Source organism: Bacillus sp. FSL H8-0534 (assembly GCF_038005885.1).
In the GTDB taxonomy this organism is placed as follows: Bacteria; Bacillota; Bacilli; order Bacillales; family Bacillaceae_G; genus Bacillus_A; species Bacillus_A pseudomycoides.
The window spans coordinates 4821000-4836226 of the sequence record NZ_JBBOUC010000001.1; the positions used below are offsets into that span (position 1 = coordinate 4821000).

21 protein-coding genes are annotated in these 15227 nt (G+C 33.8%); 17 read left to right on the forward strand and 4 right to left on the reverse strand.

The features are described 5' to 3' along the window. The first annotated feature begins 146 nt into the window (after positions 1–146). Positions 147–641 carry a hypothetical protein gene (locus MHH71_RS24695; protein WP_006095714.1) on the forward strand — a complete coding sequence of 165 codons (495 nt, stop codon included), beginning with the start codon at positions 147–149 and terminating at the stop codon, positions 639–641. Between the two features lie 288 nt (positions 642–929). Here the strand turns inward: MHH71_RS24695 and MHH71_RS24700 are convergent, their stop codons facing one another. Continuing rightward, entirely contained in the window at positions 930–1232 is a 303-nt protein-coding gene (locus MHH71_RS24700) for a WGxxGxxG family protein (protein ID WP_033799058.1), read from the reverse strand. 345 nt (positions 1233–1577) lie between these two features. On the opposite strand from MHH71_RS24700, the gene MHH71_RS24705 reads away from it, so the two are divergent. The 16 genes from MHH71_RS24705 to MHH71_RS24780 all read left to right on the forward strand — a co-directional run bounded on the left by MHH71_RS24705 (position 1578) and on the right by MHH71_RS24780 (position 13936). Then, entirely contained in the window at positions 1578–2093 is a 516-nt protein-coding gene (locus MHH71_RS24705) for a DUF3231 family protein (protein ID WP_018780953.1), read from the forward strand. 637 nt (positions 2094–2730) lie between these two features. Further along, the gene (locus MHH71_RS24710) at positions 2731–2919 is read left to right on the forward strand and encodes a hypothetical protein (RefSeq protein WP_231398641.1); all 189 of its coding nucleotides are present in this window, start codon (positions 2731–2733) and stop codon (positions 2917–2919) included. A gap of 208 nt (positions 2920–3127) precedes the next feature. Beyond that, a complete protein-coding gene (locus tag MHH71_RS24715) occupies positions 3128–3370 on the forward strand; it encodes a hypothetical protein (RefSeq protein WP_033796356.1) in 243 nt (80 codons plus the stop codon). A gap of 38 nt (positions 3371–3408) precedes the next feature. Then, positions 3409–3678, forward strand: a complete 270-nt coding sequence (locus tag MHH71_RS24720; protein WP_180229605.1) for an HNH endonuclease — start codon at positions 3409–3411, stop codon at positions 3676–3678. A 2-nt stretch (positions 3679–3680) separates the two neighbouring features. Next, positions 3681–3995 carry a hypothetical protein gene (locus MHH71_RS24725; protein ID WP_033796355.1) on the forward strand — a complete coding sequence of 105 codons (315 nt, stop codon included), beginning with the start codon at positions 3681–3683 and terminating at the stop codon, positions 3993–3995. A 189-nt stretch (positions 3996–4184) separates the two neighbouring features. Further along, positions 4185–4712, forward strand: coding sequence for a P27 family phage terminase small subunit (locus MHH71_RS24730; RefSeq protein ID WP_006095710.1), 528 nt, complete (start codon positions 4185–4187; stop codon positions 4710–4712). Next, complete coding sequence (locus MHH71_RS24735) at positions 4684–6348, forward strand: terminase large subunit domain-containing protein (protein ID WP_033799697.1); 1665 nt, start codon at positions 4684–4686, stop codon at positions 6346–6348. Before MHH71_RS24730 ends, MHH71_RS24735 begins: the two co-directional genes overlap by 29 nt. 16 nt (positions 6349–6364) lie before the next feature. Next, complete coding sequence (locus tag MHH71_RS24740) at positions 6365–7711, forward strand: phage portal protein (protein WP_006095708.1); 1347 nt, start codon at positions 6365–6367, stop codon at positions 7709–7711. A 16-nt stretch (positions 7712–7727) separates the two neighbouring features. After that, positions 7728–8693 carry a tail fiber domain-containing protein gene (locus MHH71_RS24745; protein ID WP_006095707.1) on the forward strand — a complete coding sequence of 322 codons (966 nt, stop codon included), beginning with the start codon at positions 7728–7730 and terminating at the stop codon, positions 8691–8693. Then, positions 8690–10084, forward strand: coding sequence for a BppU family phage baseplate upper protein (locus tag MHH71_RS24750; protein WP_033799057.1), 1395 nt, complete (start codon positions 8690–8692; stop codon positions 10082–10084). Before MHH71_RS24745 ends, MHH71_RS24750 begins: the two co-directional genes overlap by 4 nt. A gap of 145 nt (positions 10085–10229) precedes the next feature. Continuing rightward, positions 10230–10454, forward strand: coding sequence for a hemolysin XhlA family protein (locus MHH71_RS24755; RefSeq protein WP_003210100.1), 225 nt, complete (start codon positions 10230–10232; stop codon positions 10452–10454). 169 nt (positions 10455–10623) lie between these two features. Further along, positions 10624–11112, forward strand: coding sequence for a hypothetical protein (locus MHH71_RS24760; RefSeq protein WP_006095704.1), 489 nt, complete (start codon positions 10624–10626; stop codon positions 11110–11112). Positions 11113–11147: 35 nt separating this feature from the next. Further along, the gene (locus MHH71_RS24765) at positions 11148–11417 is read left to right on the forward strand and encodes a BhlA/UviB family holin-like peptide (RefSeq protein WP_003204293.1); all 270 of its coding nucleotides are present in this window, start codon (positions 11148–11150) and stop codon (positions 11415–11417) included. Between the two features lies 1 nt (position 11418). Beyond that, complete coding sequence (locus MHH71_RS24770; RefSeq protein WP_006095702.1) at positions 11419–12477, forward strand: N-acetylmuramoyl-L-alanine amidase; 1059 nt, start codon at positions 11419–11421, stop codon at positions 12475–12477. A 158-nt stretch (positions 12478–12635) separates the two neighbouring features. Then, positions 12636–13730: a response regulator aspartate phosphatase gene (locus MHH71_RS24775; protein ID WP_033799056.1), complete on the forward strand. Its 1095-nt coding sequence runs from the start codon at positions 12636–12638 to the stop codon at positions 13728–13730. Continuing rightward, positions 13730–13936, forward strand: a complete 207-nt coding sequence (locus MHH71_RS24780; RefSeq protein ID WP_006095700.1) for a hypothetical protein — start codon at positions 13730–13732, stop codon at positions 13934–13936. The genes MHH71_RS24775 and MHH71_RS24780 overlap by 1 nt, the downstream gene beginning before the upstream one ends. Before the next feature lie 84 nt (positions 13937–14020). Here MHH71_RS24780 and MHH71_RS24785 read toward each other — a convergent pair whose 3' ends face one another. From MHH71_RS24785 to MHH71_RS24795, 3 genes are read right to left on the reverse strand one after another with little or no spacing between them, the layout of a single operon-like run. After that, the gene (locus MHH71_RS24785) at positions 14021–14593 is read right to left on the reverse strand and encodes an imm11 family protein (protein WP_033799055.1); all 573 of its coding nucleotides are present in this window, start codon (positions 14591–14593) and stop codon (positions 14021–14023) included. A gap of 17 nt (positions 14594–14610) precedes the next feature. After that, positions 14611–15018, reverse strand: a complete 408-nt coding sequence (locus tag MHH71_RS24790; RefSeq protein WP_240516973.1) for an AHH domain-containing protein — start codon at positions 15016–15018, stop codon at positions 14611–14613. After that, positions 14987–15136, reverse strand: a complete 150-nt coding sequence (locus MHH71_RS24795) for a hypothetical protein (protein WP_157753625.1) — start codon at positions 15134–15136, stop codon at positions 14987–14989. The genes MHH71_RS24790 and MHH71_RS24795 overlap by 32 nt, the downstream gene beginning before the upstream one ends. Between the last annotated feature and the right edge of the window lie 91 nt (positions 15137–15227).

The window sequence follows — 15227 nt, forward strand, 5'->3', positions numbered from 1 at the left end:
TTTTAATAAGAGTATTTCCTATATTTTTAGGGGTGTCTCTCAAAGTGTATAATTTTGGTTATTTATTATGAAATTCAGTATACAATTATATTTTTATATAGTATGATTTAACGGTATTAAATTTATTAGGGAGGAAATAGATTATTATGAAAAAATTTGTAAAAGCAATGATATTATGTTTTGTTATTTTTGCTATTTATCCTACTACAAATGCTTTTGCAGCTAATACATATGTAGCTGGAACTGATGGAGAATGGAAGGAACTAGAAACAGTAGGAACGTGCCCTTCTAAAATATGGGTTTTTAACTTATATGCCGATAATGGAAACTCAATATATAATGGTTGGGTGAAATCTGGACAAGATTGGTATTATATTTCTAGACGTATTATGGTTGATCCAGGCAATAAATGCATTAATTCTACTACAAATGGATGGATGGTGATAGACCGTGGTTCTGCAGGAGAAAGATGGTATTTATTTGCTCCAGGAGGAAAATTAGTTCAAAAGTCAGGTTGGGAACAAAACGCACAAGGAAAATGGATGTATTTTATTCCAGGAGATTATGGACTTGCAACAAATGAATCATTAGTAATTGACGGGACAAAATACTATTTTGATAGCAACGGTTATATGAAATAATAGTGAAAAAGAAGAATACTTGAAGGAGTATTCTTCTTTTTTATTTTCGACAATGTCAGATATGGGTAAGTGAAGCGACGGTATAAAAAAGAAGCGTTGTTCGTTAAATGGACGTACCGCTCTATTACCATCAAGTTAAGAAATTCATTGAATAGTATCCGTTTTTATATAATTATTATTGATTTTGAAAAAATAAAAAATCGCCTTATTAAAGGCGATTCATAGTTTATTCATTTTGCATTTTTTTGATGAATAAGTATCTTTTTAAGTTAAATGCAATGTTCTACATTAACGTCTTTCTGGTTCTTTTTCTTTTCTTCTAAGACCGAATAAACCTACTAGTCCTAATAAACCAAGCCATGCCCAATTATTATTTTTACGATTATTATTCAAATCATTTGTTGTATTCACATTTCGAGTTCTAGTATCATAATTAACTCTATTCATGTTATCGTCATTAACTCGAGTTGTAATATTATTATTGTTAACTCTATCCGTATTATATCCATCGTATTCAGCATGGACGCTTGTACCAAAAACCAAAATAGTTAGTAATAGGGCACCTAAAATAGATGACAGTTTTTTCTTCATGGTTTTCCCTCCTTTCATATTTAGTAATGTCTCCAGTTCCTTTAGACAATATTCGTTTAAGAATATATAAATTCATTTGAGTTAAAATTATGATAAATATCTTTAATTTCTATTATTAAAAGTACTGATAATAATGGATTATGTTAATTGAAATATATGTGTTATTTATATGAATAATTTTTTTGTAGCAGTACATTCTATAAGGTGTAATTACTATATATGGGTAAGGTGTGCCTTATGAGTTATAAGAACTTATTTTCTTTAACCCGGAACATGGTTGGGAAAATTTTTTCTATAGTAAGAGTTGTTATTAAAAGTTTAATTTCTTTAAGGAGGAATATTTTAATGGGTGTTTTAAGTGGAAATCCACAAAATGAACCAATGCACTACGGAGAAGTCTTTGGGATTTGGAGTTATCTTGCAGCGGCACAAGGTGCAATTGCTGGATATCAAGTTCTTATTAACCACACAGGAGACGAGGATTTAAAGAAATTTTTAGAAAATCTTGTAGAGAATGATATCCAATCAGAAGTTGAAGAATTAAAAAATTTATTAAAATTAAATGGTGTTGCATTACCACCAGCACCTCCAGAAAGACCAGTTGCATCTATTGAAACGATTCCTCCAGGTGCTCGTATTAATGATGCAGAAATTGCAGCTAAAGTTTCCATGGATCTTGCTGCTGGATTAGTAGCATGTAGCCAAGCAATGGGACAATCTCTTCGAGAAGATGTAGGAATGATGTTTGGTCAATTCCATATGAAAAAAGCACAAGCTGGAGCTATATTACTTCGTCTGAATAAGAAAAAAGGTTGGATTATTCCGCCTCCATTACATGTTCAACAATCAGAACAAGCATAACACCTTAATAGAAATCCAATTTATTCTTTATGGTTGTTGCAGTGGGCTTGTCTAGGGAAATAAAGGTTATTGGCGAATTAAAATAAGTGGCAGAGTCGTGACCGCTTTTTGGCCGTAAATGTGCCGGTTGTTTTAGAATCACCATGTTATATTTGTATTGTGAGAAGTGGCGGAAAACACTTCTCACAAGGATACCTTTATAATTCTAAACGGCTTCATATTGACGGCATAATTTAAAATCCGTAACCAGCTTTAATGGTATTGATTGAATGATCTCGTTAATATAGGAGGGCTTTTTGCTCTTCTCTCAGGAACTTGATACTGTGTAGATGCAGTTGTGCAAACAACATTGGCTTCTTGAGAAAAGAATAAAACTTCATTTACCGTATTTAAATTACAAATTAATAAGTAGTGATATAGCATCCATTCGGGTGCTTTTCTTTGTTATATAGAAATTACACATTAAACTAGTGAACATTTGAATGAGACAAGCATATACTACTTGTACCTCATTAACTTTAGTAGCCTTGACTTTCGTTAATGGGATTCTCGTAATCCCTTAAAAGGAGCGCTCGCGGAAACGGGTGCTCTTTTTATTATATAAAGCGGATAGTTTTAACAGGAAGGAAGATAAATGATGGACGAAATACAACGATTTATTGCTAACAATACACATCAACTTGGATATATTATGGAAGAAGCTAGCAGGAAGTGGAAAGAGCAAGACCCTAAAGGCGCCTTGACAGTGGGACCATGTAAAGGAGTTATAGATTCTTATGGTAGTTATTATGATCTTTTAGAAAAGTTAGCATGCCTTCAAGAATGAAAGAACATTAAGCATAATGATTAAACCAATATCAATTATCCTAGGCGCTGCCGTTATCGGTTTAGCGTCTTATTTTATTGTGAGGAAGTGATGGGGTGTTTTGGTTAGGAGGTCTTATGGGATACTTCATAGGTACACTTGTTACTTTATTAGTAGTATATTTTGGTTATCGCATTGGTGAGGATAAAGAAGGTTAAGGGGTGAAGGAATGAACATTAATATTGAATCACTTAGAGAAGCCTTTAACAAGTTAGCGTATGAATTATATAAAGTAATCTCTCAGTTGTTTTCTAGCTACTGGGAACAAATTAAAGAACTTTCAGCAAAGTATATGGAGTATAAGTTGGAACGTCCAGAGCGTCCAGTATATGGATACGTTAAACATAAAGTAATAAGATCACAGGTTATGTATCGTAAGCCTATCTGTGTACGAGCAAGGATGGTGTGCTAATGATTGACTATATTAAACTCATAAGAGAAGGAAAACTTATGAAGTTCTACAAGTCTAAAGAGTGGAGAGAGCTAAGGCTTAAAGCTTTAAAGCGAGATAACTATGAATGTCAGATGTGTAAGTCAAAAGGTAAATACAAACCTGCTGAGAATGTGCATCATCTTAAAGAAGTAAAGACGCATCCACATTTAGCATTAGACTTGGATAACTTACAATGTTTATGCATTCGATGTCATAATGAAGTACATGATCGGTTAGATAAGATTGAGAAGAAAAAACCTAAGTTCTTGAATGAGGAACGGTGGTAGCTATGATTATTGTGGATGGTAGTTGGACATTCGATACTGACTTAATGATTCAATATGCTGATACTGATAAGGAAGAACGAACTTCATATGAACGTGACATGTTGAATCAGTTTAGAAAGTATTCTTACTGGCGTTACTGTCAGATAAGAGACTGTGTTAATCCAAGGAAGTGCAAACGACTTAAACTTATTGATGTAAGAGAAAGATCGCAAGATGAAGAGAAATTAAAATTTACTATAGATATTCTAAAGATTTCTAGTGAAGAAGTCTTTTTTATTTTAGATTTTATCGAAACATACTTTGAATTAGTTTCCTAAAACCCCCCCGGTCAAAAATTTTAGCTTTTTTTCTGGGGAACCATTCAACGGGGAGGGGACGTCGGAAAAAATATTTTTTGATTTTCTCACGTGAGGGGGAGGGGTGCACACAAAATACAGGGTGCATCCTTTTTAAATTCGTTTAAAACCGCCTCAAATTCGATGTATGGAAAGAGGTGGTGAATATGGATGAATAATAATGCGACACCTCAAGAAGTCGCTCACAGTGACTATTTAAGCGGTATGAAGTATAAGGACATTGCAGAAAAATATGCTGTTTCTATTAATACCGTAAAGTCATGGAAAAAGAGATATGGGTGGCAAAGAGAGGGTGCACACAAAGTTCAAAAGGTTGCACCTAAAAAAACAAGGGTGCACACAAAACCAAAGCCGAAAATAAACAAGCTAAAAGAGACTATCAAACAGGATTTAATGAACCAATTAGAAGAAAACGGAACATTTGGCGCACATTATACTGATTTAGTATCTGACTATATGGCACTTTGGGACATTAAAAACAATCTCATTCTTGATATAGAAGAAAGGGGTGTTGTTGTTGATTGGTTGAATGGAAAGCAAAGGGGCAAAAAGAAAAATGAAAGTATTAGTGAACTAAATAAAACGAATGCTCAAATGCTTAAACTTTTAGCAGAACTAGGATTGAAAGCAACAGAAGTAGATAAGGATGATGATGATGACGAAGACGAAGACGTATAATTATCACCCCTACATTGATGATTACATGAGAATGGTTGAAAATGGAGAAATTCAAGCTTGTAAAGAACAAAAACAGCTTATGGAATTTCTACGATGGAAATTAGATCAACCAAACGTTGTAATAGATGCAGAAGCAATTGAAAAATCAGTGAGTGTTCCAGCACCTTATTTTCCTTTTCAATTGTTCCCTTGGCAGAAGTTTTGCAATGCATTTATATTTGGCGTTCGTTATGATGATGGTCGATTGATGTTTGATCGCTTTTTTAATTTATTAGGGCGTGGTGCTGGTAAGAATGGTTGGATGGGTTATGATGGTTTTTTTATGCTGACATCACATCATGGAATACCAAACTACGATATTGATATTGTTGCAACATCAGAAGATCAAGCAAAAACCTCATTCGAAGATGTTTACAATGTTTTAGATGATCTAAAACATAAGAAAAAAATGAAGAAGAATTTTTATAAGTCTCAAACATTGATTCAACATAAACGTACAAAATCAAAAATGAACTACAATACATCAAATGCTAGAACAAAAGATGGTAAGCGTTCTGGTATTGTTATTTTCGATGAGATACATGAATATGACAATTACAAGAATATAAAGGTATTTACTTCTGGTCTTGGTAAAAAGAAAGATCCACGTATTTTCTATATTTCTACAGATGGTTATGTTCGTGGTGGTGTTCTTGATGATTTAAAAGAAGAAGCAAGAGCAGTATTAAATAAAGAGTTGCCAGATTCCACATTATTTCCGTTCATTTGTAAATTAGATGATCCGTCAGAAGTAGATAATGAAGAAATGTGGGAAAAAGCGAATCCATCATACCGATATAATCCATCTTTACAACAAAAAATGCGTCAAGAATACTACGATATGCAGAAAAACAGTTCATTACGTATTGAATTTATGACAAAACGAATGAATTCACCAGTTGAAGATTCTAGAAAAGAGGTTGCAACCTATGAAGATAGATTAGCAACAGATCAACCTTTTCCAGAGAATCTAAAGGGTATTGATGCAGTAGGCGGTATTGATTTTGCAGATGTTCGAGACTTTTGTTCTGTTGGTTTGTTATTTAAACATGATGGGAAAAGATATTGGATACAGCACACTTTCATTCATCATATGGCTTTAAAATTGCAAGATATCAACCCCGATATTATTGAAATTGCAAAAGAAAAAGGTTTATGTACGATTGTTTATGATAAATCCATTGATGCAGATCGTGTTGTAAATTGGTATTTAGAACAAGCAAAAATATTTAATATCAAGAAGGTCGCTTGTGATAGTTTCCGTGCTTCCATCTTAGAGGAGAAATTCAAGGAAACGGGGATTCCTTTAGAAGTTGTGAGAAGAGGCCCGATTACACATGCAAAATTAGCACCATTAATTGATGAGATGTTTATTAAACAATTAATTGTGTTTGGTGATGATCCGTTAATGCGTTTGTATGTAGGGAATGTTTATGTAGATGAAAAAGGAAATGGCAACAAAGAGTATTGCAAGATTGATAAAGAGAAACGGAAAACAGATGGTTTCTTTGCTTTTACTCATGCTTTAACACAAGATAGTGAATTAACAGAAGCAAAACCATTTTCTGTTGATGCATTTAAGGTAAGAACTTACTAGAAAGGCAGGTGAGGGAATGGGGTTAATTGATTGGATTGGTGGTTGGTTTGGAAAAAGGAGCAGGGCAGATTTAAAAAGTTGTTTTTATGAAGCTTCCATAGATTACTTCTTTAAAAAACTGGCTGTTAATACTTGTGTAGATTTAATTGCGAATACGCTTGTTCGTTGTGAATTTCAAACATTTGAAAAAGGAATAGAAGTTCGAAAGGGAAATCACTATTTATTTAATGTGCAGCCCAACCAAAACCAAAATGCTTCACAATTTATGCATAGTTTAGTCTCACATTTAATTTATGATAATGAGTGTTTAGTAATTATGCATAACGATCAACTATATATTGCAGATAGTTTTAGCAAAGAAGAATTTGCATTAAAAGAAAATATATATAAAGGCGTTACTGTTAAAAACTTCACTTTTACCGAAAAGGTATTTAAAGAGAGTGAGGTTTTTTATTTTCAATTAAATGATGAAAATATCATGAATGTAATTGATGGTTTATATAGTAGCTGGGGCAAATTAATTACTTCTGCTACAAGTATTTATAAGCGTTCTAATGCAATGCGTGTTGTGGTGAAAGGTGAATTTTTAAGAGCGCAAACACCAGAAATGCAACAACAAATGGATGCAATGTTCAATGAACAGTTTAAAGCGTTTTTTGAAGCGGATAATGCAGGTGCTGTGTTCCAATTACAAGATGGATATACATTAGAGAATTTTAGTAACACTTCCAAAGGAAACAAATTAGATAGTCGAGATATTAAAGCACTTGTTGATGACATTATTGATTTTGTTTCAATGGCTTTTCATGTACCAAAAGGAATGTTAAAAGGTGATGTTGTCGATGTCTCCAAGCAAACAGATAATTTCCTTATGTTCTGTATTAATCCGCTTGTAGAACTTATTGCAGATGAAATAAATCGTAAGTTTTATAAGAAGGAAGAGTACTTAGAACGAACATATTTAAAAGTAGATACGAGTCGTATTAAATATGTAGATATTACACAACTAGCAAGTGCTTGTGATGTGTTCTTTAGAATTGGTGCAAATTCAATTAATGATATTTTACGGATGTTAGGACGTGAACCAATTAATGAGGAATGGGCAAATAAACGGTATGTTACGAAAAACTATGAATCAGTTGAAAATGCAGCAGCATTAGGGGGAGGTGATGAGAATGACAGTAACGGAAATTCCGAAAATCAAAATCGATTTGAGGTACTTAATAGCGCTAATACTGAAGAAGCAGACTTATATATGTATGGAACTATTTCAGCGTATTCTTGGTATGAAGGTATCTCAAGTAGTAAAGTGCGAGAACAGTTAAAGAATATTACAGCCAAAACAATTTATACGTTTGTTTGAGTCAGACATTACCCGTATGTTTTTAGGATATTATATAAATTCAAGAAAAGAAATGCAGCCCACCATCTTTTTAGGTGGAAACGATGATATAACCGCTTCACAAGGGGCAGTAGCAATATATCAACAATCTGACTCATATCCCAAAGCTGGCGGTATTGGTATCACAAGAGGGTATATAAGCGGAAGTAAAACAGATTTGTACTTTCCAGCAAATATTTTCTTTGACCAAAACGGAAAGATGATTATTAAAGCGGAAGATTCTTTAAATATAGATGCATTATACTCATACATGAATTTAACTGCTGCAACAGATTTCGCAGCGAAAAGTAAAAAGAATCTCATGCTTGAAGCGACTGAAGAGAATATGCATTTTACAGCAGGAAAAGGATTCCTGTTTCATCAAAACGGAAAGAGAATCTTTTCGGTAAAAACTTCTTCTAGCGGTGATACAGACTTAGTGCTTCAGTATTCTTTGCTACGAAATTCTAATTCTGCAAATGGATACCTTCAAGTTATGTCTGGCACTGGTTCATTTTATGGTGGGATTTTAGCCGCTGATTTTAAAGTATCATCAAAGAAAAAATACAAGACAAACATTCGTGATATTGGATTTAGTGCATTAGATAAAGTAATGGATTGGGATATTAAACAATACAACCTTAAAACAGATATGGCAAAACTTTATGATATGCGTATGAATCGAAAAGAAGGAGAACCACCAATTACTACTGATGCAATTTCAACACATTATGGTTTAGTTATTCCAAATGAAGAGGAAGAAACAGGTGTAGGTTTATATGGTATGCTCTCACAATTAACAAAAGGGTTTCAAGAATACGTAACAAAAACAGATGCTAGAATTGAAAAAATAGAGCCACAACAGCCTAAAGGAAATGTAAAGCATAGAGGAAGATCAAAACGCACGAGAAGACCACCTAAACGCCTTGAAAAAGGTGCGATTGAAAGGAGCGTAACGAAATGAGAAATGAAGTAATTATAATTGATTTGGCTGATCCAGTATTCACAAAAACCATTCGTTTACGCCAAAATGATAAAAATGGTTTAAAACTAACTGTATATCTAAAAGATAATGGTAGAGTAGTTGATTTAACTGGATATGTAGCAAAGTATGAAGCAACAAATAATAAACAGTTTATTCGGGATGATGCCAAAATTATTGATGTAAATAATGGAATCATTGAATATATATTACCTGCTAAAGCGGTCTCAACTTCTAACGAATGGATGGCTTATTTTGTTATAGAAAAGGGAGATTCAGAACGTACAAGCACACCAGATATCCGAATTGTTTTAAGAAGAGATGTCAAAGAAGGAAATATCAAACTGGAAAGTTATATTTCTGATTTTGAAAAAGCCTTGGAACAAGTAGCAGGATATAGAAAAGAAATTGATGATACAAATAAACTAATCGTAGAGTTAACAAAATTAATTAATGCAAATAATGTTCAAGTGCCAAAAATCACAACAGATGTAGGTGGTGCGTTAATCTCGGTTAGTGATCCTACAAAAAATATTCTTGATGAAATTGTAGCCAGAGGACTAAGGATAAACACAATTTATTGTCATGGCAGTGTGCAAGGAAATACACCTAACGCTAAATCGTGGCGTGGTATCTCATTTATAAATTCCCCTACTTACGGATTTATTTTTGCAAAAGATTATCAAAACAAACTCTGGACTAATTATATTGATGATGCAAAAGGTTGGTTAGGATGGCAGGAACATCCATCATTTGAAGATGTGAAAAAACTGTTCTCATTATGGGGATTTGACGAAAAGAGATTGCTTTTGAATGGTAAATCAATTTTAGAAGAAGAAGCTGATGCTCTAGTCATTAGTAAAGATACGAAATATAAAAAAGTTAAAGTTGAAGCTGATCTCTTAATCCACAATAAACTTCAAGCTCCTTCTAATGCTGCTGTTTGGTTTCATAAAGAAAAACGCTACAATAGCGGAAAGTGGATTGTAGAGTTTAACGATAAACCACGTTGGGGTTTTAATAGAAGTGTAGATCGTTCTGGTGGTCTATTTCACATTAAAGAAAGTGGTATCTATGATATACATGCTTACCTGTCTGCATTAGCCCAAACAGCGGATGCTGAACATATACTTGAAATCCACATATTAGATGCAAGCAGAAAAACAATTGAAGAACATGAAATTGCAGGAGAAATTACGGGCTATGTAAGTAAATGGGTTAGGATGACAGGTAGTTTTCAGTGGTACTTTACAGCAGGGCAAAAATTCAAAGTTGTTTATAACAATAAAGACAAAGATCAGATTTATGTTTGGGAAGCAAGAACTACCGTTACCCAGTTATCAAAAGGTTTAGATGAAAATAATGCGGTTTAATAAGAAAGTGTACAGAAGTAGGCTTTTTTATTTTGGATAAAATACGGCTTTGATACGCAAACATCTGAATTACATTCACAGTGAATAGGGTTGTCTCATAATATATAAAGATTGATTTATTAAGGTGGATGAAAGGTGTGAGCGTATGGAAGACGTATATAAAAAAATTGACAGCCTAAAAACGGAACAAAAAGAAATCATGAGAGATATTCGCAATTTAGAAACTCGTACAACTATTAACGAAAAAGACATTTCTACAATTAATAGGCAGTTAGAAAAAATTAGCATGAATACCACATGGATTTTGCGAATTGTTATTAGTGCAATAGTTATGGCAGTTTTAGGATTGATAATAAAAGGTGGTATTTAAAGTATATGTTTAAATGTGATTATAAAGGGGGACAATCGTCTCTCTTTTTATTTTGCTCGAAAGGAGGTGATAACGATGTAGAAAAGATAAGACAGAATGCGGTAAAAGTAAGATTCAATTAAAGAGAATCAAAAAATCAAACAACAAAATTCAAGGGAGATGTTCAATAATGACTAACAATGAATTAAAACAAGAGGTAATTAAAGAGATTCAACAACAATTCGGATTAATTCCAGGATTCTTCAGTGAGGATAAGGAAGCACAAGCTATCTTCTTAAATAAAGGTAATTATGAAAGCAGTGTTTGGATGGATGGCGAAGGACTCTTTTATATGGATGATGTAGCTTTCGAGGAGCTTCCTGTCACTAATGCAGTACAAGACGGGGATACACCTCTAACGCTTCGCAAGCATGGGAACTGGGTGCATATCACAGGAGCTGTACGATCAGTTAAAAACCGTCAAGTAATTGCACGTATCACTCCAGATATTGCACCTCATCAGGATTCTTACTTTGCGGCAAGTGCTTTCCTGTCCTCTAACGTTAACTTACCTGTAGCAGTTACAGTGTTAGTAACTAAGGACGGAACTATCTCTATGTATCTCACAGAAGCTACGACTCACTATGTAGCATTCTCGCTATCATATCCAATTAAGTGATAACGAGCAGAAAAATATAATTAGTTAAAAAGGAGATGAGAACATTGGAAGAACAGGTTTTCAATGTAATGCTATCACAGGGCGCTTTTGGCGCTCTTTTTGTTTGGCTTTTATTCTCAACAAGGAAAGAGAGTAAAGAGTTATTAGATTCTACTCGTCAAGAAAATAAAGAGCGAGAAGATAAGTATCAACAAGTCATTGAAAAGAACCAGGAAGTCATTGAAGAACAAGCTAAATCATTTGGTTCTCTATCTAAAGATGTATCAGAAATCAAACAAATTCTTGGTACGAAAGGTGAGAAATAATATGAGAAAATCAACGAAACTAGTTTCCTCTGTATTTATGACTTCATTGCTCCTATTTAGTTTCACTACAGGGGCTTTTGCTGATAGAATGCTTATTATTCCTGATTTACCTAAGCAGCCGTATAGATATGGTGTTGGTGCATATGAGGGTGTTGTGGCACATAGTACAGCAACTTCAGAAGCTCCAGCTATTAATATTCAAAAGTATGAGTCTCGTACTTGGCGTTCGGCTTTCGTGCATTATGCAGTAGATTGGAATGAAACAATTCAAATTGCTGATACAAAGTATATCGCTTATGGGGCTGGTTCAGGTGCTAATAAGCGTTTTGTACATGTTGAACTTTGCGAAACTGCAGACTATGGAAAATTTAAGCGCTCATATGAAAAGTACGTTAAATTATTAGCTGAAATCTTAAAAGATAACAATCTATCTGTAGAAAAAGGATTGTGGACACACTATGATGTAACGAAATACCTTGGCGGCACAGACCATGAAGATCCACTTGATTACTTACGTAGTCATGGTGTATCAGAAGCGCAATTCCGTGCTGATGTAAAACGTGCATATAATAATGGTGACGTTTCTGTTCCCGAGCAACCATCTAAACCAGGCGAACCAGTGGCGAATGTGGAAGGTATTGCATATATTGAAGGTTATAATGTAAATCTTCGTAAAGGGGCAGGTGCAAGTTACTCTGTTATTCGTCAGTTAAATAAACCAGAATCATACCAAGTGTGGGGAGAAAAAGATGGTTGGTTAAATCTTGGAGGAAATCAATGGGTATATAACAATCCTTCTTACATCAAGTTTGAGAAGAAAGAGCCAGTTAATCCGATTGCAGGAAAGCGTATTGTGTCCAAAGTGGACAAACTACGTTTCTATGACTCTCCATCTTGGCAGGATAAAGACGTTGCTGGTACCTTAGATGCAGGACAAGGGTTTACAATCGATGAAAAAGTAACTGTCAATGGATCATCACAGTACAAAGTACACAATAGTAAAGGTAAAACATACTTTATTACAGCAAGTGAAGCCTATGTATATGTAAAGTCACACTAAATCCGGCTCTTATGAGTCGGTTTTTTTATTTTCACTCCCATAGAAGTATTCTGACAATTATTTTTCAAGTAGTTTAAAAGAGGGGATTCTATAAAATATCTATAAATATGTTAATATTTAGTGAATTAAAGATAAAAAAATAAGGGGGATGGCTTGTTATGAGCGCACATATAATAACTAAAGAGCAAATCAAGCAAATATTAGATGCTTGGTATCAATCAATGTTACAACAACAAGTAGAAAAAGCAAAACAATTTAAACAAGAAATTGAAGACAAACTTTCTAGTATAAAAGAAGACGAAAACCTACTACTATATTATTCATTATTAAATTTTAGATATAAAGTACTAACAGGTGGGCTTAACATTACAAAAGATAATTTTAATGAAATTAACTCCTTTGATATACCTGATAACAGCTTTCTATCCTATTATTATCACTTTTTCAAAGCAATTCACAGCACAATTCTTGCGCAATACAATGAAGCTGGGGAACATTTTGAGAAAGCGGAAAAACTATTAATGCATGTGCCGACCGAATTAGAAAAAGCAGAATTTAATTATAGGTTGGCAGCTTTCTATTACCAAATTTATAAACCCCTACCATCTATTTCATATGCTAGTAAAGCAAAAGACTTTTTCAGCAAAACTAACTCCTATGACATTAACATTGCTTTATGCGAGAACGTCCTCGGCTTAACGTGTATACAGATAAGGCAGTTTGAACAAGCTGAAGAACACTTAAATAAAGCTATTGATATTGTTAAAAAGATTGATAACACGGAACTACTGTTACGTATTAGAAATAATTTAGGCTGGTTATATGCAAATCAAAACCTTTCAGATTTAGCTATTCGTCATTTATCAGAGGTTATAGAACACCTTCCAAACCATTATAAAGCTATGTTCTTACAGGCTAGGGAACATTATAAATTGGGTGAACGCAACAAGGCTAATGCACTAATTGAAAAAGGGCTTGCAGCTTGTACTAAGATAGAAAATAAGGAATACGTGCACCGCTTTAATATCCTAAAGGCAATGAATAATGGTTCTGATTCTCTAACGTTGGAAAGTGTTGTTTTAGAAGGGATTTCCTATTTCGAAGCAGAAGGTTTAACACGTTGCGTACAAGAATACACGGAAATATTAGCAACTATGTTTTATAAGAAAGAAAACGAGAAAAAAGCAAGTAAGTATTTTTACATGAGTAATGAAGCAAGAAAGAAATATGAAGAAAAAGGGGCCTTAGTGTAATGAAAAAACTTAAAGCAGTACTACTATTAACGGTTACGTCATTTGGTTTATTATCAATGGCTGAAGGTGACACACCTGCACCACAAAGACCGGATTTGGTTTACAATATAGGGGATACACCTGCACCTGCTTATAATAGAGGTGATGGTGGTTCGCCTTCTAATGCGCATGGAAACGGTGGAGGCATTGTAGCAAAAGAAATTTAAGTGAATTTACAGTAAAAGAAGAACGTTTACCCTCACTACAAGGCGTTCTTCTTTTTTGCCATCCTTCTGTTTTAGGACTTTGTTTTACATGTTCGATTCCGAATCCCATACCTCAACAAATTCAAAACCTGTTAAATCACTTTCTAAAATTGCATTTCTGAACTTATCTGATACAAAAACTGAAATTGAATAAACATGATTATTTAAAAATACTTTGAAAATATCTTCGTTTTCTACAACATTGGATATAAAGGAATATTTTTCACAACCAACTATTAAGCCGCTTCTTAACTTTTTAAAGATTGAATTGGTATTAGCAATTGCATCTAAATGATTTAATACATGAACGGCATAGTAGGGTTCATTAGTAGCATTATGTATTAAAGGAAGAAATTCAACATCATGCCCTATTAAAGCCTCTAAAAGTTTTTTTGCCTTATTACTAATAAGTAATGTACCATTCCTTCCCCAAAAATGTGGACAATCACTTTGTTTACCTTCTTCTACACATTCAATCAGTATATCTCCCCATGAATTAGATAAACTTTTTGCTAAATCAAATTTCCCATCAAAATATTTTTCATGGTCTTGATCAAAATTTAGTAGTTGAAAAGATTCATAATCATTCACAGAGCCTCGTAATTCCCAGATCTTCATTGTATCCTCCTGAAAAGTCATTTGTTTTTTGGTGTATTTAGTTTTAATGTGCCCTTCAATAGTTGTTCTCTTATATCATGTAAGGCATCAACAGCATCAGCTTGAGTACCACCAATATCTTTAATATATTGAAGTGTTCTTTCTACTTCTCTTATATATTCTGGGCCATGGCTACCTATATGTAGCACTTCAGTAGTTACATATTTATGCCCTTCTGCCCCATACCCTGGAAGAAACACTCCATTAGCAGCAGAATCATGATGTATCTTGAAATATTCCAATAATTTTTGAGCTTGCTTCGCCCTTTTATCATTCCAAGGGGCAATATGATGTGCTGCATTAGGATATGGAGGCGGGTCAATCCCTGCGTTCTTAAGTTCTTCACGTAATACTTTAGTATGTTTGTCCTTGTAGAGCAGTATCAATTGCAAAAGCATCAATCGACTGAATGGCTTGTTCCATACCTTGAATGGTAGCGGTACATACAGCATTCATACTTTGTGTTTGGGTATGTACTTCCCCTAAATACATATTTAAACTCAAAAATCTCCCTCCTTAATAAGTGAATAATACCAATTTAAGGAGATAAATGTAAATGTTACATTCTTATAACATTACTTTAGAGGTTTTTAGC